The 20,740-nt window shown below is 59.4% G+C and carries 22 protein-coding genes and 1 pseudogene; 12 read left to right on the top strand and 11 right to left on the bottom strand.

What is annotated here, in order from left to right; genetic code table 11:
• Window positions 1–68 precede the first annotated feature (68 nt).
• Window positions 69–1,568 carry a MocR-like pyridoxine biosynthesis transcription factor PdxR gene (gene pdxR, locus AC1MEK_RS00925; protein ID WP_480394377.1) on the top strand — a complete coding sequence of 500 codons (1,500 nt, stop codon included), beginning with the start codon at window positions 69–71 and terminating at the stop codon, window positions 1,566–1,568.
• Window positions 1,569–1,651: 83 nt separating this feature from the next.
• Here pdxR and AC1MEK_RS00920 read toward each other — a convergent pair whose 3' ends face one another.
• From AC1MEK_RS00920 to AC1MEK_RS00910, 3 genes are all read right to left on the bottom strand, one after another.
• Window positions 1,652–2,524, bottom strand: a complete 873-nt coding sequence (locus AC1MEK_RS00920) for a DMT family transporter (RefSeq protein WP_480394376.1) — start codon at window positions 2,522–2,524, stop codon at window positions 1,652–1,654.
• Between the two features lie 318 nt (window positions 2,525–2,842).
• Window positions 2,843–3,349, bottom strand: coding sequence for a GNAT family N-acetyltransferase (locus AC1MEK_RS00915; RefSeq protein ID WP_480394375.1), 507 nt, complete (start codon window positions 3,347–3,349; stop codon window positions 2,843–2,845).
• Window position 3,350: 1 nt separating this feature from the next.
• Entirely contained in the window at window positions 3,351–4,466 is a 1,116-nt protein-coding gene (locus AC1MEK_RS00910; RefSeq protein ID WP_480394374.1) for a metallophosphoesterase, read from the bottom strand.
• 211 nt (window positions 4,467–4,677) lie between these two features.
• Between AC1MEK_RS00910 and AC1MEK_RS00905 the strand changes: the two genes are divergently transcribed.
• Window positions 4,678–4,983: an NIPSNAP family protein gene (locus tag AC1MEK_RS00905; RefSeq protein ID WP_480394373.1), complete on the top strand. Its 306-nt coding sequence runs from the start codon at window positions 4,678–4,680 to the stop codon at window positions 4,981–4,983.
• 23 nt (window positions 4,984–5,006) lie between these two features.
• Here the strand turns inward: AC1MEK_RS00905 and AC1MEK_RS00900 are convergent, their stop codons facing one another.
• Window positions 5,007–5,894 (bottom strand): SDR family oxidoreductase, encoded by an 888-nt coding sequence (locus AC1MEK_RS00900; protein ID WP_480394372.1) that lies wholly within the window; start codon window positions 5,892–5,894, stop codon window positions 5,007–5,009.
• Window positions 5,895–5,992: 98 nt separating this feature from the next.
• Here AC1MEK_RS00900 and AC1MEK_RS00895 point away from each other — a divergent pair, with 98 nt between their 5' ends.
• Window positions 5,993–6,841 (top strand): helix-turn-helix transcriptional regulator, encoded by an 849-nt coding sequence (locus AC1MEK_RS00895; protein ID WP_480394371.1) that lies wholly within the window; start codon window positions 5,993–5,995, stop codon window positions 6,839–6,841.
• A gap of 33 nt (window positions 6,842–6,874) precedes the next feature.
• On the opposite strand, the gene AC1MEK_RS00890 is transcribed toward AC1MEK_RS00895, so the two are convergent.
• Window positions 6,875–7,075 carry a hypothetical protein gene (locus AC1MEK_RS00890; protein ID WP_480394370.1) on the bottom strand — a complete coding sequence of 67 codons (201 nt, stop codon included), beginning with the start codon at window positions 7,073–7,075 and terminating at the stop codon, window positions 6,875–6,877.
• Between the two features lie 406 nt (window positions 7,076–7,481).
• On the opposite strand from AC1MEK_RS00890, the gene AC1MEK_RS00885 reads away from it, so the two are divergent.
• From AC1MEK_RS00885 to AC1MEK_RS00875, 3 genes are read left to right on the top strand one after another with little or no spacing between them, the layout of a single operon-like run.
• Entirely contained in the window at window positions 7,482–7,718 is a 237-nt protein-coding gene (locus tag AC1MEK_RS00885; RefSeq protein ID WP_480394369.1) for a DUF2798 domain-containing protein, read from the top strand.
• Window positions 7,719–7,735: 17 nt separating this feature from the next.
• The gene (locus AC1MEK_RS00880) at window positions 7,736–8,584 is read left to right on the top strand and encodes an SMP-30/gluconolactonase/LRE family protein (RefSeq protein ID WP_480394368.1); all 849 of its coding nucleotides are present in this window, start codon (window positions 7,736–7,738) and stop codon (window positions 8,582–8,584) included.
• 15 nt (window positions 8,585–8,599) lie between these two features.
• Window positions 8,600–9,514, top strand: a complete 915-nt coding sequence (locus AC1MEK_RS00875) for a LysR family transcriptional regulator (protein WP_480394367.1) — start codon at window positions 8,600–8,602, stop codon at window positions 9,512–9,514.
• Between the two features lie 14 nt (window positions 9,515–9,528).
• Here AC1MEK_RS00875 and AC1MEK_RS00870 read toward each other — a convergent pair whose 3' ends face one another.
• Window positions 9,529–10,404 carry a LysR family transcriptional regulator gene (locus tag AC1MEK_RS00870; RefSeq protein WP_480394366.1) on the bottom strand — a complete coding sequence of 292 codons (876 nt, stop codon included), beginning with the start codon at window positions 10,402–10,404 and terminating at the stop codon, window positions 9,529–9,531.
• A gap of 289 nt (window positions 10,405–10,693) precedes the next feature.
• Here AC1MEK_RS00870 and AC1MEK_RS00865 point away from each other — a divergent pair, with 289 nt between their 5' ends.
• The 5 genes from AC1MEK_RS00865 (at window position 10,694) to AC1MEK_RS00845 (ending at window position 14,983) form a co-directional block, all read left to right on the top strand.
• The gene (locus tag AC1MEK_RS00865; protein WP_480394365.1) at window positions 10,694–11,950 is read left to right on the top strand and encodes a 3-isopropylmalate dehydratase large subunit; all 1,257 of its coding nucleotides are present in this window, start codon (window positions 10,694–10,696) and stop codon (window positions 11,948–11,950) included.
• 13 nt (window positions 11,951–11,963) lie between these two features.
• Entirely contained in the window at window positions 11,964–12,464 is a 501-nt protein-coding gene (locus AC1MEK_RS00860; protein WP_480394364.1) for a 3-isopropylmalate dehydratase small subunit, read from the top strand.
• Between the two features lie 55 nt (window positions 12,465–12,519).
• Window positions 12,520–13,356 (top strand): isocitrate lyase/PEP mutase family protein, encoded by an 837-nt coding sequence (locus AC1MEK_RS00855; protein ID WP_480394363.1) that lies wholly within the window; start codon window positions 12,520–12,522, stop codon window positions 13,354–13,356.
• Window positions 13,357–13,508: 152 nt separating this feature from the next.
• Window positions 13,509–13,922 carry an ester cyclase gene (locus AC1MEK_RS00850; protein ID WP_480394362.1) on the top strand — a complete coding sequence of 138 codons (414 nt, stop codon included), beginning with the start codon at window positions 13,509–13,511 and terminating at the stop codon, window positions 13,920–13,922.
• Window positions 13,923–14,023: 101 nt separating this feature from the next.
• A complete protein-coding gene (locus AC1MEK_RS00845) occupies window positions 14,024–14,983 on the top strand; it encodes a LysR family transcriptional regulator (RefSeq protein WP_480394361.1) in 960 nt (319 codons plus the stop codon).
• 53 nt (window positions 14,984–15,036) lie between these two features.
• Here AC1MEK_RS00845 and AC1MEK_RS00840 read toward each other — a convergent pair whose 3' ends face one another.
• From AC1MEK_RS00840 to AC1MEK_RS00830, 3 genes are all read right to left on the bottom strand, one after another.
• The gene (locus tag AC1MEK_RS00840) at window positions 15,037–15,354 is read right to left on the bottom strand and encodes a sigma factor (RefSeq protein ID WP_480394360.1); all 318 of its coding nucleotides are present in this window, start codon (window positions 15,352–15,354) and stop codon (window positions 15,037–15,039) included.
• A 94-nt stretch (window positions 15,355–15,448) separates the two neighbouring features.
• The gene (locus AC1MEK_RS00835) at window positions 15,449–15,820 is read right to left on the bottom strand and encodes a VOC family protein (protein ID WP_480394359.1); all 372 of its coding nucleotides are present in this window, start codon (window positions 15,818–15,820) and stop codon (window positions 15,449–15,451) included.
• Window positions 15,821–15,952: 132 nt separating this feature from the next.
• Complete coding sequence (locus tag AC1MEK_RS00830; protein WP_480394358.1) at window positions 15,953–16,864, bottom strand: LysR family transcriptional regulator; 912 nt, start codon at window positions 16,862–16,864, stop codon at window positions 15,953–15,955.
• 120 nt (window positions 16,865–16,984) lie between these two features.
• Here AC1MEK_RS00830 and AC1MEK_RS00825 point away from each other — a divergent pair, with 120 nt between their 5' ends.
• Window positions 16,985–18,100 (top strand): alkene reductase, encoded by a 1,116-nt coding sequence (locus AC1MEK_RS00825; RefSeq protein WP_480394357.1) that lies wholly within the window; start codon window positions 16,985–16,987, stop codon window positions 18,098–18,100.
• Window positions 18,101–18,163: 63 nt separating this feature from the next.
• On the opposite strand, the pseudogene AC1MEK_RS00820 reads toward AC1MEK_RS00825, so the two are convergent.
• Window positions 18,164–20,016 (bottom strand): annotated as a pseudogene (locus tag AC1MEK_RS00820) (ABC transporter ATP-binding protein).
• Between the two features lie 169 nt (window positions 20,017–20,185).
• Window positions 20,186–20,500, bottom strand: a complete 315-nt coding sequence (locus AC1MEK_RS00815; protein WP_480394356.1) for a hypothetical protein — start codon at window positions 20,498–20,500, stop codon at window positions 20,186–20,188.
• Between the last annotated feature and the right edge of the window lie 240 nt (window positions 20,501–20,740).

Here is a 20,740-nt window from a genome sequence, read left to right as displayed (position 1 = left end):
GGGGCAAGTGAGCCTCGATTGTTGCGTTACACTGGAACCTAGAAAACCTCCAGTTTCGGATAGTTCATATGGTCCAGCTGCGCAAATGGCGTCTGTTGCTCAACCTCGACAAGGGCAGTGGGCAAGCGTCCTACCGTCAGATCGTCGAGGGCCTGGTGGCGGCGATCGTCGAAGGCCGCGTGCCGCCCGGCGCGCCACTGCCGGGCACGCGGGAAATGGCCAAGTTGCTCGACGTCAACCGCAAGACCGTGATCCTGGCCTACGAAGAGGCCGCCACCAAAGGCTGGCTGGTCAGCCTGCAGCGGCGCGGCACCTTCGTCAGCACGCAACTGGCAACACCAAATCCTGATCCACACTCCGCGCCGCCTTCGTTCGCGCTGCCTTTGCGTGATTCGCCCGCAGTGGCGTATTTCACTCCTGGCGAGCAGGTGACGGCCCTTCAGCACCGGCCCGGCGCACTGTTTTTTGACAACGGCGCCTGTGATCACCGCCTGCTGCCGCAAGCCGTGCTGCATCGTTACTACCGCAATGCCCTGCGCTACAGCTTCACCACCAACACCGTGCGCCACGGCACTGAAAGCAGCAGCCAGTACCTGCGCAGCGCCCTGGCCGACATGCTGCGCCAGCAGCGCGACCTGGCGGTGCAGGCCGAGCACATCTGCCTGACCCAAGGCGTGCAGATGTCCTTGCAACTGGTGGCCAGCGCCTTGCTCGAGCCCGGGGACGTGGTGCTCATCGAGCGCCTGAGCTATCCGCCAGCGTGGGAAATCTTCCGCCAGCTGGGCGCCCGGCTGGTGCCGGTCGACCAAGATGACGAAGGCTGCCGCGTCGATCAGATCGACGCCCTGTGCCGCCAGCACAAGGTGCGCATGATCTACCTCACGCCCCATCACCAGTTTCCCACCACCGTCAGCCTGCACGCCGGCCGCCGCCAACAGTTGCTGGAACTGGCCCGGCTCCACGACTTCTGCGTGATCGAGGAAGACTACGACCACGAATACCATTTCGCCGGCCGACCCTACCTGCCACTGGCCAGCGACCGCGCCCAGCGCCATGTGATCTACATCGGCTCCCTGTCCAAATCCCTGGGCAGCACCTTCCGCTGCAGCTACATCGTCGCCCCCGCCAACGTCATCCGCCTGCTCGAACGCACAGCGGCCCTGACCCTGGGCCAGGGCGATGCGGTGATGCAACGCATGCTCGGAGACCTGATCAACGACGGCGAACTGAAAAAACACCTGCGCCGCGTCTCCCGTGAATACCGACGACGCCGACAGGTACTGCTGGAGTGCCTGCGCGAAGCATTCGGCGATCACATCACCGTGCAGGAACCGGAAGGCGGGCTGGCGCTGTGGGTCAGGTTCAGCGAGGCGATCGACGTCGAACAACTGGCCGAACGGGCGCTGGAACTGGACCTGGTGGTACGCAGCGGCCGCCAGTTTTCGCCGTTTGGCGAGCCGGTGAATGCATTGCGGCTGGGGTTTGCTTCGCTGGATGCGGAGGAGATTCGTGAGGCTGTGCGGCGGTTGGTGGAGGTGGCGGGGGTGGCTGGGGTGGCCAAGGCATAGCGCCAGTCCTTCATACTCTGCGACCGCCGGACGATTGCCAGCTTGGCTTGCTTTTCAGATGGCTTGGGTGGTGCGCTATATGTTCAGCTATTGGCGTGCAGTACGGCTGCACCAGCAAGCACCAAAAGAATGCCTGCTAGCTGTAACACAGCGAGCCTCTCCTTATAAAAGAAGTACCCCATGATCGCAGCGATACCTCCTGAGAGCGTGCTGATGACAGTGACAACTGCAATCGACCCATTTAGCGCTCCCCAGGCAAATGCAGAAAAACCTCCGAGATTGAATAAGCTTGCAGCGCAGAGAGGAAGTAAGGCGGCGTTTGGCGGAAGCTTTAGCGTGGCTTTGGCAACGCTAATCAAGAATGTAGGCAGCATCGCAATTATTCCAACTGCGTATCCCAACCATAGCATTGCAGCGGCCCCGATATAGGGCAGCGCAAATTTCCCTTGCAGCCAAAAACTACTTCCATACAACAAAGCCGCCAGCAAAGCGAAGAAAATGGATGCCCCATTGCTCTGCGTTGCCCTAGTGTCCAGCGCTCTCTCCTTGATACTTGCGAAGACCACACCTGTCACGCAAACGATCATGCCCAGGAGTTGCGTGGGAGAGATGTTATCTCCACCGATCCAGGAAAATAGAGCAGTGACCACACCATACAATGTGACTAATGGGGCAACGACTGCAGTCTTGCCTAATGCAAATGCCTTGGAAATGGCCAGTGATCCTCCCAGGGTGAAAAATGAGGCGACTACTCCAATCATGAGTGCGTGACTGGATGCCATAAAAAGTTTTTGGTAGGCGGAAGACCCGAAAAGAATAGCGCTCATTAAAATCAAACCTATGAGCTGACCAAAGAAAACAGCTCTCTGAACTCCGACATTGCGAGCATTTACGCCTACCAGAAAGTCGGTCGCGCCCCAGCACAACGCTGCCAAAAGCCCCATGACTACGTCCACTGCATGTCCTTATATTGTTAGATCCCTGTGATAACGGACAGTAATCGGGTTCCATTCACAAATCAAACTCTCTTTCGGACTATCCGTTTGTCGGGGTCGCCTGCTTATCGGATTATCTGTTTATCAAATGAATAAGGGGCGGTGAGAGCAGTTGATAGCAAAACCAGCAATAACAGGACGCTATATGCAGTGGTGCTTAAAATCCCTGTCTGAAGGTCGATTCCCCATGCAACAAGCTCCACTAGTCCTTGTGTGTTCATGAGCCAAGGCTGACGAGCCTTTCAATTCGGCAAGTTCGTGTCGACCTAAGCTGCCGTGCTAAAGCATCAAACTGAACCGGCACTCACGGCCAGCGCCGTCTTCTGTTTGCGGATGCTGGCTAAAGCCACAACGGGCAAGCACCTTTTGTGAGCCGATGTTCTCCGGAAACACATACGCATCCAGACGCTCAAGCTGCCAGTGTTGCCGTGCCACCTGGATCAGGTGCATGACTGCCTGCGTGGCGATCCCCTGGCCTGTGCAGGCGTGCGCCACGCGGTAGCCCACTTCGGCGCAGCCACGATGCTGATCGATATCTTTCAGATTGGCCCGGCCTGTGATCGAGCCTTGGTTATCGACGATGACGAAAGGGTGCCATGTCCGGGCGGCCAATCGGGCCAGCAGGTCATCGATGTGCTGGCTGACGCCGGGCTCGGAGTAAAAAGATGCCTCTCGTGCATCGATGTTCGCTTCGAACCAGGCGCGATTCAGTGTTTCGAAGGCCAGCAAGCCCTGAAGGTCGGTGTGGGTGAGTTCACGAACCCGGTAGATCTTCACGTTGGCCATCTCAACCACGCCTCAATGTAATGCGCGTCAACTCCGACGGCACGCCCAGGCGCAGGGCAAAGCCCGGCCACAGCGCGGTGCCGTTGTTCACGTAAAGCTTGAGACCGTCCACATCGTAGAACCCGGAGACGAAGCCCTCGTTGGCCCGCGCAATGAACGGCGCGAGGGGACGGATCATGCCGCCGTGGGTATGGCCGGAGAGCTGCAAGGCCACACCGGCTTCGGCGGCGCGGCGGGCGTTGCGCGGCTGGTGGTCGAGCAGGATGACCGGTGCATTCGCAGGCGCTCCGGCCAATGCCTTTTTAAGGTCCGGGCCGGGCAGGCCGGCGCGGGGGGCGCTGAGGTCCGTGACCCCGGCCAGGGTCAGTTGTGCGCCGTTGCGCTCGATCACTGCGTGGCTGTTGTTCAGGCGGCGCATGCCCTGTGAGCTGAAATACTGCATCCAGGTTTCGTTGTCGAAGAAGTATTCGTGGTTGCCGGGGATGACATACACGCCATCGGGCGCGCGCAGGTCGCGCAGGGGTCCGACGTCTCGGGTGCGGGCGCTGAGCGGGCCGTCGATCAGGTCGCCGGTGATGACGATCAGGTTCACCCCCAGTGCGTTCGAGCGGTCGACCACGGCTCGTGCCCATGGCTCGTCGAACAGGCGGCTGATGTGCATGTCGGTCAGGTGCAGCAGCGTGTAGCCGTCGAATTGCGGGGGCAGGTTCTTGATGGCGACTTCAATGTCTTTGACCGGCGGCACGCGCATGGCCTGATGCACGCCAACGGCTGCCAGCACCAGCGCCACACTGCCCAGGGCATATCGCAGGTTCGCCGGAATGATCAGCCAGCGCTGGCGAACCAGCATGGCCAGCAGCGTGCACAGATCGACGACCAGTTGCAGCACCGCGATCAGCAGGATCGCCCCGAATGCCCAGTTGAACAGCACCACCACCGCCCGCGGAAATTCCGGGTCGAACACGCTGCCGGAAGAGAGCCGGGAGTAAAAGTGATATTGCGAAGCGAGCAGCAGCAACAGCGCGCCGGCCAGCCTGGCAGCCAGCGGCCAGGGCATGGGCCAGATGAAGCGCACGATCACGTACAGGCAAGGGGTGGTAAACATCAGGTGAAACATCGGGTCACTCCTGTGATCGTGACGGGCCGATTGAGCCGTCCGCGCGAGGATCTGAAAATACGTGCCCGGAGAGGTTCAGATCAATTGCTGACGTGCATTCCTGGGTGACTTTTTTGTAGATCGCCTACCGGCAATTCGACATTGGTCGCCAAAACAGAAGACCGACGATGTGTAGAATATCGCCCCTCTAAAAAATCAAAGGACTGATCCCATGATTACTTGCCACGTCAAATACGTCATCGACCCCTACCAGATCGCGGCTTTCGAGCGTTATTCACGGCAGTGGATCGCGGTGGTGACGCGTCTGGGCGGCTATCACCACGGTTATTTCCTGCCGGCCGAAGGCGCCAACAACGTGGCGTACTGCATGTTCAGTTTCGCCAGCCTTGCCGACTACGAGCGTTACCGCCAGCAGGCCGCACAGGATCCGGAGTCTGTGCGGCTGGTGGAGGAGGCGAGTGAGTTGAAGTTCATTGTCAGCTACGAGCGAAGCTTCCTTCGGCCGGTCTTGGAGTGATCGATCCGGCACCCGGATGAGGGCTAGCGGCCAAAGAGACTTCTGAGGTCGCTGAGCAGATCCGGCCCCGTTGGCGTCCAGCCCAGCCGCGCTTGCGTTTTGCTGCTCAGGGCGGTCATGTCCTTGCCCACGAAGGTCGACAGCCAGCCGAAATTCGCCGTCACTTCATCTGCCGGTACTGACACCGTGGGCATCTGCAGGCCTTCGCCAATGGTCTCGGCGATCAGGCGGAAGGGAATGCGGGATTCCGCGGTGGCGTGGTAGCGCGCACCCGGTTGGTGCTTTTCCAGCGCCAGGCGATACAAGCGGGCGGTATCGACAAGGTGCGCGGCTGACCAGTGATTGAGGCCGTCATCGACGTAGGCGCAAAACCCTTGAGCCTGCGCCTGCTTGATCACTTCGCTGACCAAGCCCTGTTTGACCGGGTTGTGGATCTGCGAAAGGCGCATGACCACCAGGTTGATGCCGCGCTGCAGCAGTTCGTTTCCGGCTCGCTCCGACGCGGCTCGTGGGTGAGGGTGCTCAGGGTCGAAGTAGTCTTCGTCTGCCGGCTGGCCCTCTGCCGCCGAGCCCATGGGCGTTCCGGAGGTGATGATCAGCGGGCGCTGGGAACCTTCCAGCGCCGCCCCCAACGCGGCAATCACGCGGGCGTCCTTCTGGCAGTTGGCGAGGAAATGGCTGAAGTCATGATCGAACGCGGTGTGGATGACGGCGTCGCACACCTCGGCACCGCTTTGCAGGCTGGCGAGGTCTTCGATGTTGCCCTGGTGCGGTTCAGCGCCCATTGCCAGCAGCGCACGGGCACCGGCATCCGAACGTGTCAGGCCCAGCACCTGATGGCCTGCGTCGAGCAACTCGCGGGTGACTTGTGAGCCAATGAAACCTGTCGAGCCGGTAACGAATACGCGCATAGCTGAATGCTCCCTTTGCTAAAGGTTGCAGAGTGCGCGTAACGTTTATCCGGTTAAAGGCGTGACATTATCAGGGTATAGAAACTAACAGGATCATTATGGCGAGCCAGTCTGCTCATCTCTTGGGAACCTATCTGAAGGACTGCCGGGCGCGGCTGGATCCGGCGAGTTTCGGCTACCCGGCTGCGCGCCGGCGCACCCCTGGCCTGCGCCGCGAGGAAGTCGCGCAGCGGGCCAACATCAGCGCAACCTGGTACACCTGGCTCGAGCAGGGGCGCGGCGGTGCGCCTTCGGCACAGGTGTTGAACCGTATTGCCCAGAGCTTGTTGATGACCGAACCTGAGCGCGAGCACTTGTTCATGCTTGCCTTTGGTCATCCGCCTGAAGTGGTCTACAGCGCGCCGGATGCGGTGACGCCGCGCCTGCAACGGGTGCTGGATACGCTCGAGTACAGCCCGGCGTTCATCAAGACCGCGACCTGGGATGTGCTGGCATGGAACACCGCGGCCGCGGCGGTGTTCACCGACTACAGCCTGTTACCGGTAGCCCAGCGCAACATCCTGCGGCTGATGTTCTGCAACCCCGGTGCGAGGTCCAGGCAAGACGACTGGCAGGCGGTGGCGCGTTTTATTGTCGCGGCCTTCCGGGCCGATGCCACCCGCGCGGGAGCGGCATCGGAAGTCGCCCGGCTGGCCGATGAGCTGTGCAGCCTCAGTCATGAATTTGCGGTGCTGTGGCGCGACAACGACGTGCGCTTGCACAGCGAGGGCACCAAGCGCCTGCGTCATCCTGCCCATGGTGTCATCGAACTGGAATACTCGGGCTTCGCGGTGGACGGGCGCCCGGACCTGTCGATGATCGTTTACAACCCGGCCAGCAGCGCCGATGCCGAGCGGGTCAGGGCGATGGTGCAGAGTCATCTGGCAGCCAAGGCGGCAGAGAGCTGACAGAAGACCCACCGCCCCGTTGCATCCAGTCGGTTACTTACCGTCCAGCGATTGCGCCACAGCGTTCATGAACACGGCCTGTTCGTCGTAAAGCGAGCTCGGTGTCTCGGCGTTCTTCCAGGTCAACCATTGCACGACCACCAGCTTTCGCGCCGGGTTGATGGCGATGGTCTGGCCGTAGATGCCCAGGGCCCAGAAGGTCTGATCGCTGTCGGCGATGGCACTGGCGTGCAAGGAGCTGCAAGAGGGCAGCCTGGTCAGGTGCGTGGATCACCGCGTGGCGCTTGAGAGCTATCAGGTGCTCACGCCTTCCCCCGGCGCTGGGGGAGGATGCGTTGTGGTTTATCGAGTGGTTGAGTGAGAGTTTGTGACGCAGTTATCCGGATGCGGTGTGTGGTGGGTGACAGTGTGTCGCGTTGTAGCCTCTGAAAGTTCTGCTCTAAGTCTACGTGTTTGGAATGATCAAGCCGCAATGAATGTATTTGAATTTCAAATGCTTCACATTTGAAATAGTCGTTTGCGTCACCGGTCGTTTATCTTCATTCTTTGTTTCGGTTACTCAGGCGTCAGAATAAATATTCTGATGCGACGAATGAGTCGTGAAGTTCTACTCAGGGAAACGTTGGGTAAATAGTTATCCATGCCAAAAATTCCGAAACGATATTCTCACTTTGTAGCGGGAGCCCTTCAGTCGGGGTTCACGTGCGCAGTCACCTCTGCCATCGCAACTGCACACGCTTATCGGCATGACCTAGCAGGGTTTCTCTGCCATTGGCTACCGATGTATCTGATTTCATGGATAACCTTGCTTCCCTTGGTCTTCATTGCGATGCCCTTGATCAGAAAGTTGTCCGACTCACTGACCAGTAAACACTGATAAACCAGGATCTGATGATGATTGAATACACCTGTACTTTGCTGGTGGACGGATTTGAATTTCTCGAGGCCCCGCGCTGGCGTAACGACAGTTTATGGGTGTCGGATATCTATGGGCACAAAGTCTATCGTATCTTTCCAGAGGGCGATGTCGAGCACGTATGTGATATTCCCGGGAGGCCATCGGGCCTGGCCTTTTTGCCGGACGGCGCATGTATTGTCGTGTCCATGACGGACCGCAAGTTGCTGCGAATAGACGCTCACGGGGTTAGCGAATACGCCGATCTGTCGGACCTGGCCCCGGCGGATCTGAACGATATGGTTGCTGATGATCTGGGTCGTCTTTATGTCGGTAATTTTGGTTATGACCATTTCGGCGGTGCGTCGAAGCAGCCGGCAGATTTGATCCTGGTCGAACCAGACCGATCGGCGCGAGTCGTTGCGTCCGATCTGGATTTCCCCAACGGTGTGGTCGTCACAAAAGAGGGGCGCAAACTCATCGTTGCTGAGTCATGGGCCAATCGGCTCACCCGCTATGAGCGTGATGCAAAAGGCAATCTTTACAATCGTGAAGTATTTGCCGATCTGGGCATTCGCCAACCGGATGGACTTTGCCTCGATATCGAGGGTGGCGTATGGGTAGCCTGCTTCAATACCGGTGAGGTGCTCAGGGTGCTCGAAGGAGGGGAAGTCACCCACAGGGTTTCATTGGGCTCCAAACGAGCCGTTGCGTGTCAGTTGGGGGGCGTGGACGGCCGAACCCTGTTTTGCTGTTCCTATGACGGCACGGCCGAGGAACTGGCAGCGGGCAAACCGGGTGCGGCGATCGAAGTTGCTTACGTAGATATTCCTGGCGAACGGGGCTGAGGCTCGACAAACCTCATGTTCAATCTTCTCAAAAGTCTTCACTGGGATGATTTGCGCATTGTCAAAGCGATAAATGAACAAGGCGGTCTTGTCATGGCCGCCGATGCCCTGGGCATGAATCATTCAACCATTTCACGGCGCCTCTCTGCGCTGGAAAATCGATTAGGCGTTGCGTTGTTCGATCGTCGTCGCCACGGCTACGTTCCGACCAGTTCCGGTGCGGAGTTCATCGCCTTGAGCAATAGAGTGGAATGTGAAATCCACAATTCGGTGCGCAAGGTTGTGTACGCCTCAAATACCTCTGTCGGCCACCTGCGGGTCACGACGAGCGATGCGTTGTTGCTGGACTTTTTGACACCTGTCGTCGCAGATTTCCAGACGCAGCACGAGGGAATCCGGATCGATGTCATCGCTGACAACCGACCGCTCAACCTGGCCAGAGGCGACTCGGACATCGCGTTGCGCGCGACCCTTTCTCCACCCGAGAATCTCGTGGGCAGGAGATTGGCGACGATCGCCTGGGCGGTGTACGGTCGCCGCAGCGATTTCCAGGAAGGTTCATATCAGTTGCACGATCTATTCAGCCGCAAGTGGATATCGTTTGCCGGACGTTTATCGGAGCTCGATGCCGCCAGATTCATCCGCCAGAACGTCTGCCCGGATCGAATCATGTATCGCAGCGATTCTCTGGCCGGAGTCATGGCGGCGATCAAGGCAGGAATCGGTGTCGGAATGCTTCCGTGCATGCATGCTGATCTGCAATGCGACCTGGTCCGGCTTCACACTGCTGAATTATCGATTCAGGGCCAGTTATGGCTTCTCACGCATCCGGATATCAGAAAGTCTGCGCGGGTTTCTGCGTTCATGACGCATTGCGCAGAGGCCATCCTGGCCCGCCGTGAATTGATCGAAGGTCGGGCACCGTGCTGAGTGGTCGATGGTGCTTACGTCAGTTGCCCATTCGACATCAACCCCTGCGTGAGAATCGATACCAAGGGTTGAGTAAGCGGTTCGAAATTCGGATCGTCGCCAATGACGGCGACTTCAGTACTGGGAAGTGACGGCAGGCCGATCGAGCTGTCGACAATGCTCATGCCTTGCTGAAGAAATGACGCCCCCAGAGCGGTAATCCCCAACCCACCGCAAACCGCTGCCTGGACACCCATCAGGTTGCTCGCCAGACATGCCGAAACCCATTCGCGTTTAACCTCCGCAAGCGTTTCGATCATGATTGCGCGATAAGCACAAGGCGGCCGCATCATGACCAGGCGAAGCGGCGCCAACGGGTTCATCTCATAGTCGCTAGCCGCCATCCAGACCAAGGGTTCGCGCCAGATGACGCGCCCCTTGCCGGCATTGCTCATCTTGCGCTTGGCGATGACGATATCCAGTTGGCCGGCTTCATGTTCAGCCAGCAGCTGATGGCTCAGCCCCGTGGAGAGTTCCAGTTGAACCTCCGGGTGAAGGCTGGTGAATTGGGATAGCAACCGCGGAAGTTGAGTAGGCACCAGATTCTCCGATATGCCCAGACGCAGCAGCTTGACGCGGGAAGGTGACCGGACCTCCCTGAGAAAGCCGTCGTAATGCCCAAGCATCCGTCGAGTCGAAATCAGCAGATGCTCACCTTCCCGAGTCAGGGTGAGTGAGCGGCTGGTGCGCTCGAACACCCGGATATCGAGAATCTCTTCCAGCCGCAGGATTTTCTGGCTGACCGCAGACTGTGACCTTCCGATCACCTCGGCGGCCGAGGTGAAACTCCCTGACTCCACGACGGCGACAAACGCTCGAAGCAAGTCAATTTCAACATCCAAAAGCGCCATGGTTCATCTCGTAAAACGACTCAATGGTGAGAATCCTAGAAGCCTCGCAACTGAATGACAATATCTGCTGACAGCGTCCCAACGTACATCCTGCGTTTGTCACTGAACAATCTATTCGAAATTCTGATTTCAAAAAGTTGTTTTATCCGTTTGTCGAATCCTTGCCGCTGGGCGACCATTCTTCTCGCAACGTTCTGCCGAGATCGCAAAAGGGTGAATGTCCTTGGCAGCCAAGACGCAGTGGGCAGGCGTTGCCAAGCCATATGTGTTCCTCGGTGGAGATTGAAAAATGGGTCATACCGTCGTAGAGAAAATATTCGCTCGCGCCGCAGGCTTGCCGTCAGTACGCGCTGGCGAGGAAATCAAGGTCAAGCCGGATTTCGTGCTGGCGTATGACTTCCCTGGCTACACCGATAACTACTTCCGGCAAATGAAAGAGGAGTTTGGCATTTCGAAGCTCTCGGACCCCAGCCGATTTGGCGTCTTTATCGATCACATGATCCCGACCATCAGTGCTGCCGAAGAAGATTTCCATATCAATACCCGGCATTGGTGCGCCGCGCAGGGGGTCGAACTCCACGAGCGCAAGGGCATTGGTCATCAAGTGGCATCAGAAGCCGGATATGCCGCCCCTGGGGCGCTTATCGTGCACTTCGATCCACATATTGCTCAACTGGGGACATTCGGAGCACTGGCATTGGGTATTCACCGCAACATGCTCGAAGCTTTCGTCAAGGAAACCATCACATTGACGGTGCCCGGCGTTGTTCGAGTCGAGCTATACGGTGCATTAAGACCGGGCGTGATGGCTCGTGATGTCTTTCACCATATGGTGAGGGTGATGGGACCAAGCGCCTGCTGCTTCCAGGTCCTTGAACTTGCGGGCGCCGGGGTTGCGCAATTGAGCTCCGATGGCCTGCAAACGATCACGGGAATGGCCATGTTTACTGGCGCGCTGTCCGCCATCGTGGAGCTGGACCAGGCGCGGCTGCAAGCGGCTCGCGACAAAGGCCGGATCCGCTTCGCTCCTGTGGCGAGCGATCCGGATGCCGAGTATGTCTCACGCTACCGGATAGACCTGTCGACACTCGAGCCCGCCGTCGTCGTACCTCCAAGTCCTGCGGATGTGCAGCCGCTTTCCGAGCATCTGGGGCGCGAGATTCAAGTGGGTTATCTGGGCTCCTGCGCCTCGGGTCGACTGGATGACCTGCGCATCGCCGCTCAAGTATTGAAAGGGCGCAAGGTCGCCGATGGGTTTGCCCTGAACGTGGTGCCGACCAGCCAGGAAATCATGGCGCAGGCGACGCGCGAGGGGTTGATCACCACCCTGATCGAGGCTGGAGCCTTCGTGTCTTCGCCCAGTTGCGACTTCTGCTATGGACGCATTGGCCTCATGACCGCCGGGCAACGCGCAGTCTCCACTGGCACCTTGAACGTGAAAGGCCGAATGGGCAGCGTCGACGCCGAAATCTATTTGTGCAGTGCAGCGGTAGTGGCGGCCTCTGCAATCGAAGGCCGAATCGCGGACCCTCGTAACTATCTATGAAGAGTATGTGGCGATGAAAAATCTAAGGGGGCGAGTGGCGTTCATTTTCGAAGAAGACAACTTCGATGTGGACCAGATAATTGGCGTGCAGAACATACGCATGAAAAACGTTGATGACATGGTTGCCGTGATGATGAGCGAGTATGAAAACGATTTTGCCGCCAAGGTGCGTGCGGGGGACTTGGTCATTGGCGGTAAGAACTTCGGTTATGGACATCCGCATTATCCACCGATGATGGCCATGCGCGCAGTCGGTATTTCTGCGGTCATCGCCGAATCCTATTCACCCGGATATTGGTTGGGAGAAATGGCAGAAGGGTTCCCGCAGATCACCTGCGGCGGAATTCTGGACACCGTTGAACGTTGGGATGAACTGGAAGTTGATTGGGTGCGCCACGTCATTACCAACCTGACTCAAAAAAAAGAGATCGCCTTTCAGGCGTTCAGCCCTACGCAAATGCGAACTTTACAAGTGGGCGGACTGATCCAGCTGTTACAACAGGCCCCTTATTGATACCTCGCGGTATTCAATTCATTGACAAGGGTATACAGGCAGTGAGGCATTGATCATGAACACATTAACCACCCTTATTGAGCGCACCCAAACCCTGGTGCTGCCTGGCGCTTATGACGCATTCAGTGCTCGAATGGTTCAGGGCGCAGGTTTCGAAGCCGTTTATATCGGCAGTTATGCGACCGCTGCGGCCGCTTACGGGCTGCCGGATGTGGGCGCGCTGACACTGGACGAGTTGGTGGCGCATGCCCGCAAGGTCGTCCAGGCAGTGGATGTGCCTGTGATCGCTGATGCTGAAGGCGGCTTTTTTGACCCGGCCAATATCTGGCGCACGGTCAGATCGTTCGAAGAAGCCGGTGTTGCCGCGATTCATATCGAAGACCATGCGGGCGGTAAACACACCAATCTGCCCCAGACGCTGATTCCACTTGAAATGATGCTCGCTCGCCTGCGGGCGGCATTGGACGCACGCAAGAGCCCCGACTTCATCATCATGGCGCGGACTGACGCCATCTGGGCGCTCAAACAGCCGCAGGAGGCCATCAGGCGAATACGCGCCTTCGTGGAGATCGGGATCGAATATGTATTTGCCAACGGCGCATCGCCCGAGCAACTGAAAGCCATTCGGCGACAGGTTCCCGAGTGCAAGTTCGTCACGATCAATCTGGATCAGATTCGCGATCGGCAAGTCTGGCAAGGCGCAGCGGATGTGGTCATTGATTATGGCTATTGCCTGCAAGTGGTTGCCAAAAGTCTCGATGTGGCATTGCAGGATTATCGGCGAACGCCCGATGCGCAGGTCAGTGATGCCCATAAGGAGTCGGCCGATAAGTTCGAGCAGCGATTGGACTACGAGGCATTCACCGTTCGAGCACTGAATTATCAAGGTTGAATGATATTGAAACCCTCACTTACCCGTTGGATGACATAGCCGATGTTCAAGTGACTGGCACCGGGAAGGTTTCAATGATTCAAGCGTTAGTACACCGCGAATGGAAGCGTCGTTCGCCGGTTCTTTACTGTTTTTAAGCGAGAGGAAATGTCATGAGCGATAACAGCGCAGTACAGGTGGTCGAAAAGTTTTGGAGAGAAGTATGGTCGGCTCGCGACGCGCGTGCCGCCGAGCGATTCGTTGCAGAGGATTTTGTCATCACCAGTGGCGGTGTGGATATTGCAGGTCGTGATGCGTTTATCCAGTGGATCGAGGCTTTTCTGCAGAAGATCGAAGACTTCAAGTTCGAGAGCATTGAAACGTTCCAGAATGCGGAAGGTACTCGCGTGGCGTCACGCTGGAAGTTGAGTGGCCGCAACAAGGGCTTTTTTGCCGGAAGGCAATGCCTCACCCCGTTTGAAATGCTCGGAACGGCCATCTGGGAAGTCGGTGCTGATGGCCGGCTGCATCATAACTGGGTCGAGCGCAATGCACTGGAGGTACACAGGACTGTCGTTGGAGGGTGACTTTCATCGAGTGGTCTAACGCTTCTCGGCGGTAACGTATTCGCGCTCTGCCATGACAGGCAGACGAACGCTCAGCGATTGGAGACATCACGCAGGTCGTCATGGATATTCTGACTTCAATGCAAGTTTTTATTCGTGTGGCTGAGCGGGGCAGTTTTACTGCCGCCGCCGAGGTCCTCGGACACACCACGACCCACGCCTCCAGATGCGTGTCTGATCTGGAAAGGCATCTAAAAACCAAGCTCATTCACAGGACAACGAGAAAGCTGTCGTTGACCGAGGCGGGCGTGCGCTACCTGGAAAGATGCAGGCGCATCATTAATGAAGTTCAGGACGCTGAGCTTGAGGCGGCCAGCGCTCTGACAAAACCGTTTGGCACGCTGAAGGTGCACGCGCCCAATGGCATCGGCCAATACCATATTGTGCCTTTGATTGCGAAATATTCGACGCTCTACCCTGACGTGGATTTCGAACTTGTGCTCTCTCAAAAGTCGCCTGATCTTATCGCGGGGGCATTCGACCTGATGATTTCATCGGGCAGTCGAGTGCATGACTCAAGCTTCATCGCCCAGGCGCTGGGTGTCACTTACAGTGTGCTCTGTGCGGGCGCTGGATATCTGGCGCAACGGGGAGTTCCCAACAGCATTCAAGACTTGGCAATGCATGATTGCATTGGTTTGAATGACCCGGACTTTCCAAGTGGTTGGGAGTTCGACGGGGTCGATTCCGGCGTTGTTCCGGGTAAAGAACGCATCCGGCTGAATGTGGCCAATTCAATGGTCCAGGCGGCCAAAGAGAATATGGGGATCTGTTTGATTCCCGATTATGTGGCCGCCGAATACGTGAAAAGCGGGCAACTGATCAGGGTGCTTCCAACGCTGAGGGCACATTCGCGCACGCTGTCGGTGGTGTACCCGTCCAGGCAGTACCTCGACGCCAAAGTCCGAACGTGGATAGCGTTCCTCAAGAGCCATCTCCCTGACCGGTTGAATGATGATGAGCTGTTTCTCCAGAGTCCTTCGAGTCAGGGGGATACTCGACTCCGTGAAGCGACGATGTAACAGGCATACCGCATGGCCGGGGCGAGAAACCCTGTGGAACTCGCCCCACCCCCTCAATACGTCGCCCGCACCGTCAGCATGAAATTCCTTGGATCCCCATAGGTATTCCCGTAGGTCGAGGTCCCCACCGTCTGGTAGTAGGTCCTGTCCAGCAGGCGCAGCGACACGCGGCTCAAGTAGGCCCTGGCGTGCTCGTCGCTGTCGAATGCCCGAGGCTTGGCGAGCAGGCGCACGAACACGTCCTGGGCCAGTTCCGCCGCATCGCTTGCATTGCCCAGACGGCGGTTGATCCATTGCTGGATCCAGCTGTGATTCTCGACGTACAGGGTTGCCACGTTGGCGCGGTGGGCGCAGGCGATGGGTAGAGTCATGGGAAGCCGCGAAAGTTTGACAGGTTCGCAAATGCGAATCCTTATCAAGATAATCGATGGCCCCGTGCCAGATCAACAGCGCAAATGGCCCGCCTCAGCGGGCAACGGTCATTTCGACGGTCACGCCGGGAACTGGCTCGACCCACAGTTGCAGGTCTTGTACGTGGGCGCCGGCATTGAGTTGGTAGTCGATGCCCCGCGCATTCAAGCGCTCGAGCAGGGCGTTCCATTCATCCAGGCTGGCCAGGCGCAGGGCGACGTGGTCGATGCGCGACGCCAGCCGCGCCGCAGGCAGGCCGCCGGTGGCCTGGCTCAAGTGAATCAACGGCCGGCCTTCGCTGTACAGCCAGGCGCCGGGCACCGCGAAGTTCGGGCGCGGGCCGAGGGTGAGGCCGAGGATGTCGGTGAAGAACGTCACGGCCTGCGCGAGATGCGGGGTGACGATGTTGGCGTGGTCCAGTTGCATGGGGATGCCCTGCGTTGCTGATTTGATGCCGCCAGTGTGCGAACAGGGCAGCAGTTTGAAAATGGGCCTGGCGTTTGACGGATTTTCAAAATTTTTGGAAATGTCGGTGCTATTCGATTACGACCGATCGGTTCAAAAGACGATTTCCTTCGCCGCCTGCTCGAAGCGCTCACGCAGAAAGTCCAGCAAGGCGCGCACCCGCGGCGCCAGGTAACGGCTGCGCGGGTACAGCGCGTAAACCGGCGCCTCCGCAGTTTGCCAGTCAGGCATCACCCGGATCAGGCGGCCTGCGGCGAGGTCGGCGCTGACGTCCCAGATCGATTTCAGCGCGATGCCATGGCCATCGATGGCCCACTGCCGGGCCAGCGCACCGTCGTTGGTTTCCCGGGCAGCTTCCAGCGGCACCTTGAACAGCGCGGTTTCTGCCCCGCGTTGCAGGCGCCATTCGCTGGCCCAGCCCGACTGCCCGGAGACGATGTGATCGAAATCGGCCAACTGGTCCGGATGTTCCGGCCGACCTTTACGCTGCAGATAGCCGGGCGCGGCGCACAGTACGCGGTGGTTGTCGGCCAGGGGGCGGGCGATCAGCGAGCTGTCCGGCGGCACGCCGAAACGGATCACCAAGTCGACCTCGTCGACGATCAAATGCGACAGCGTGTCGGACAGCAACAGCGCGGGGACCACGTCGGGATAGTCGGCGGTGAACTGATCCAGCCAGGGATTGAGCACGTGGCGGCCGAAGTCCGAGGTGGCGGACAGGCGGATCTTGCCGCGAATCTCTTTCTTTTCTTCCGAGAGCGCTGCGCGGCCATCGTCCAGCGCCTGCAACGCCTGGCGGCAATGCTGCAAATAGAGCCGGCCTTCGTCGGTCAGCCGCAATTGCCGTGTGGTGCGCTCGAACAGGCGAGTGGACAGCGACGCTTCGAGCTTGAGCAAGCGGGCGCTGGCCGCCGCCGGTGACAGCCCGAGTTTGCGACCGGCCGCAGAAAGGCCACCCAGTTGAGCGGCCTCGACGAACAGGCGGATGGCTTCCAGGTTGTCCATATAGGGAAATCCTTATTGTTCCGTTTTTTTTGAAAATCCCTCAAAGATTAGCCCAATTATCAAATTCAGTGTCTGGCCACAGACTGAGCCCATCCACTTCACTGGCTCAGGAGATTCACCATGACAACGCCTTCTTCGTTATTCAGCCCCATCCGTTTCGCAGGCCTGGACGCTCCGCATCGCGTGGTGATGGCGCCCATGACCCGCGCCCGCAGCACCCAGCCAGGCGATGTGCCGAACGCCCTCAACGCGCAGTACTACGCCCAGCGTGCCTCGGCGGCCCTGATCGTCACCGAAGCGAGCCAGATCTCGCCCCAGGGCAAGGGCTACTCGTTCACCCCCGGCATCTACAGCCAGGCGCAGGTCGAAGGCTGGCGCGGCATCACCCAGGCCGTGCACGAAAAAGGCGGGCGGATTTTCCTCCAGCTGTGGCACGTCGGGCGCATGTCGCACCCGGATTTTCATCAGGGCGAGCTGCCGGTAGCGCCCTCTGCGGTGCCGTTCGAAGGGCAGATCTGGAAAGTCGATCCGGCCACGGGGCAAGGCGCCATGGTCGATTGCCCAACGCCTCGGGAGTTGAGCCGCAGCGAGATCGCGCAGATCGTCGACGATTTCCGCCAGGCCGCGCGCCGGGCGATCGAGGCCGGTTTCGATGGGGTTGAAGTGCACGGCGCCAACGGCTATCTGATCGACCAGTTCCTGCGCACCACGTCCAACACCCGCACCGACGAATACGGCGGCTCGCGCAGCAATCGTCTGCGTTTTCTGCGGGAAGTGATCGACGCGATCAGCGATGAAATCGGTGCCGAACGCACGGCGATTCGCCTGGCCCCGTTCCTGACCGCACGCGGCATGGACTGCCCGGACATACTGCCGACCATTCTGGAAGCGGCGCAATACCTGCAGGCCAAGGGCATCGGCTACCTGCATCTGGTGGAAGCCGACTGGGACGATGCACCGGTGTTCACCGAAGCGTTTCGCCAGGAGCTGCGCGAGCGTTTCACCCGCCCGATCATCGTCGCCGGCCACTACGACCGCGCCCGCGCCGAGTGGGTGATTGCCAAGGGCTATGCGGACCTGGTGGCTTTCGGCAGAGCGTTCGTTGGCAACCCGGATCTGCCGCTGCGTCTGGAGCGCGACCTGCCATTGGCCGCTCTCGATCCAGCCACGCTGTTCGGCGGCAACGCCCAGGGTTACAGCGACTATCCCGCACTCACTGCGGCCGAAGTGGCGTGATCTGATTCGCTACTTCTAACCTGTCACGCGCTGATAACCCGGGCTGTCAGCGCGTGTCTGCGTTTACTCGACGGCCTCGATCACGCCCTGATCCTCCCCGAGGAACCCGCCGCTCTGATGCTGCCAGAGCCGTGCATAAACGCCGTTCTTTTCCAGCAACTGGGCGTGGGTGCCCTGTTCGATGATCCGGCCTTCGTCCATGACGATCAGCCGGTCCATCGCTGCGATCGTCGACAGGCGGTGGGCGATGGCGATGACGGTCTTGCCCTGCATCATCTCGTCCAGGCTTTCCTGAATCGCCACTTCGACCTCCGAATCCAGCGCGCTGGTGGCTTCGTCCAGCAGCAGGATCGGCGCGTTCTTGAGCATCACCCGGGCGATGGCGATCCGCTGACGCTGGCCGCCGGAGAGCTTGATGCCGCGCTCGCCGACCAGCGTGTCATAGCCGGTGTGGCCCTGTTTGTCGCTCAACTGGCTGATGAACACATCCGCCTGGGCGTTGGCAGCGGCGCGCTGGATCTGCGCGTCGGTGGCGTCCGGGCGGCCGTAGGCGATGTTGTCGCGAATCGAGCGGTGCAGCAGCGAGGTGTCCTGAGTGACCATGCCGATGGCGCCGCGCAGGCTGTCCTGGGTGACGTGGGCGATGTCCTGGCCGTCGATGCGGATCCGCCCGCTGTCGACGTCGTAGAAGCGCAGCAGCAGGTTGATCAGGGTCGATTTGCCCGCGCCGGAGCGGCCCACCAGGCCGATTTTTTCGCCGGGCTGGATGCTCAGGCTCAGGTCATTGATGACCTGACGCTCGCCGTTGTAGTTGAAGCTCACCTTTTCGAAGGTCACCGCGCCGCCGCGGGTGGTCAGCTCGCCGGCGTTCGGCGCGTCCTGCACCTTGGGGCCGCGGGTCAGGGTTTCCATGCCGTCCTGCACGGTGCCGATGTTCTCGAACAGCGAGGTCATCTGCCACATGATCCAGTGCGACATGCCATTGATGCGCAGCGCCATGGCGGTGATCGCCGCCACTGCACCGGCGCCGACTTCGCCCAGATGCCACAGCCACAATGCATAGCCGCCCGCGCTCATGATCAGCGCGACGACCAGCGCCTGATTGACGATCTCGAACTGGCTGACCAGGCGCATCTGCCGAAAGCCGGTCTGCTTGAAGTCTTCCATCGCCGCGCGGGCGAAGTGCGCCTCGCGTTTGGAGTGGGAGAACAGCTGACCGTGGTGATGTTGGTGTAGGCGTCAGAGACCCGCCCGGTCATCGACGAGCGCGCGTTGGCCTGTTCCTGGGCGACCTTGCCCAGACGCGGCACGAAGTAGCGCATGGCAACGCCGAATAGCACGATCCAGGCAATGAACGGCAGCATCAGTTTCAGGGCAAAGCCACCGGCCAAAGCGATGATCGCGATGAAGTACACGCCGATGCCCGGGGCGATTTCGATCACCGTGAACAGCACTTCGCGCACCGCCAACGCGGTCTGCATCACCTTGGTGGTGACGCGGCCGGAGAATTCGTCGGAGAAAAACGACAGGCTCTGGCGCAGCATCAGCCGGTGGAAATCCCAGCGCAGGCGCAGCGGCAGGTTGATCGCCAACACTTGGTGCTGAACCATGGTGCGCAGCGCCACCAGCACGACGCTGGTCAACAGCACGACGCCGATGCCCCACAGCACGCCGGTTTCCTGGGCGCTGACGGTGCCGTCTTTCTGCCAGGCGGACAGCAGGTCGACCACCTGGCCGAGGAAGGAAAACAGCCAGGCTTCGTAGATCGAAACACCGGCGCTGAGCAGCGCAAGCGCCAGCACATAGCCCCGCGCCCCTCGGGTGCAGGCCCACAGGAACCGGGCCAGGCCCACGGGTGGCGGCGGCACTTCATCGGGCGGGAAGGGGTCGAGCCAGCGCTCAAACACACGAAACATACGGGTCTCCATAACCATCAAGTCATGGAATTGTGCCATCGACCGATGGCTTTGCGGGTGATTTGCCGGTTCCACGTGATGCAGTCGGCATCGAGCCGGCCTGGATCAGTCGGTTTTGCCAAGTCGTTCATGGACACCGCGGGCGCGGCAGACGCCCGCGGTTGTGGGGTCACTTCTTGTTGGTGCTGTCGCTGTCGGTGGAGCCTGCACCGGAGGAGGTCTTGTTGCCGAACCCCGAGTTGCCGCCGCTGCCAGCTTCGCCACCGGAACCCGGCAGCGCGGTGCCCTGGGTGGCTGCGCCATTGGTGCCCTTGGGCTGCGAAGAGTCGCCCGAGGAGGTCGCCTTACCGTCGGAAGGTGCCGACGGACCTTTCATGGTCGTGCCGTTGCTGTTGGTGGCAGGGCTGGTTTCGGCCATCACCGGGCCGGCCAGTACGCAGGTGAGTCCGGCCATGGCCAGCAGGCAAGTCAGTTTCTTGTTCATGTGTCGATGCCTCTTTTTGGGATAGGAACAGAACGTAAAGGCGATGGTGTCTTTGCCCATCGCGTTAGCGTTGTGACTGGCGCGGGCAGCGGAAAAGTTTGAAAAAATCACGAATCCGCGATAAACGGTTGCGCGCCTGGGGCGGTCCTCGGCTTCGGACGTGGATCTTCGCGAAAATAAATACTGAATTTTCGCGGGCGCCAGCGCTCTCTACTGATGAGCACGCGAGAGCTCCCCCGG

Source organism: Pseudomonas sp. 2 (assembly GCF_056627435.1).
Note: the sequence above shows the minus strand (reverse complement) of the source record. Positions and strands in the feature narration are given on the sequence as shown.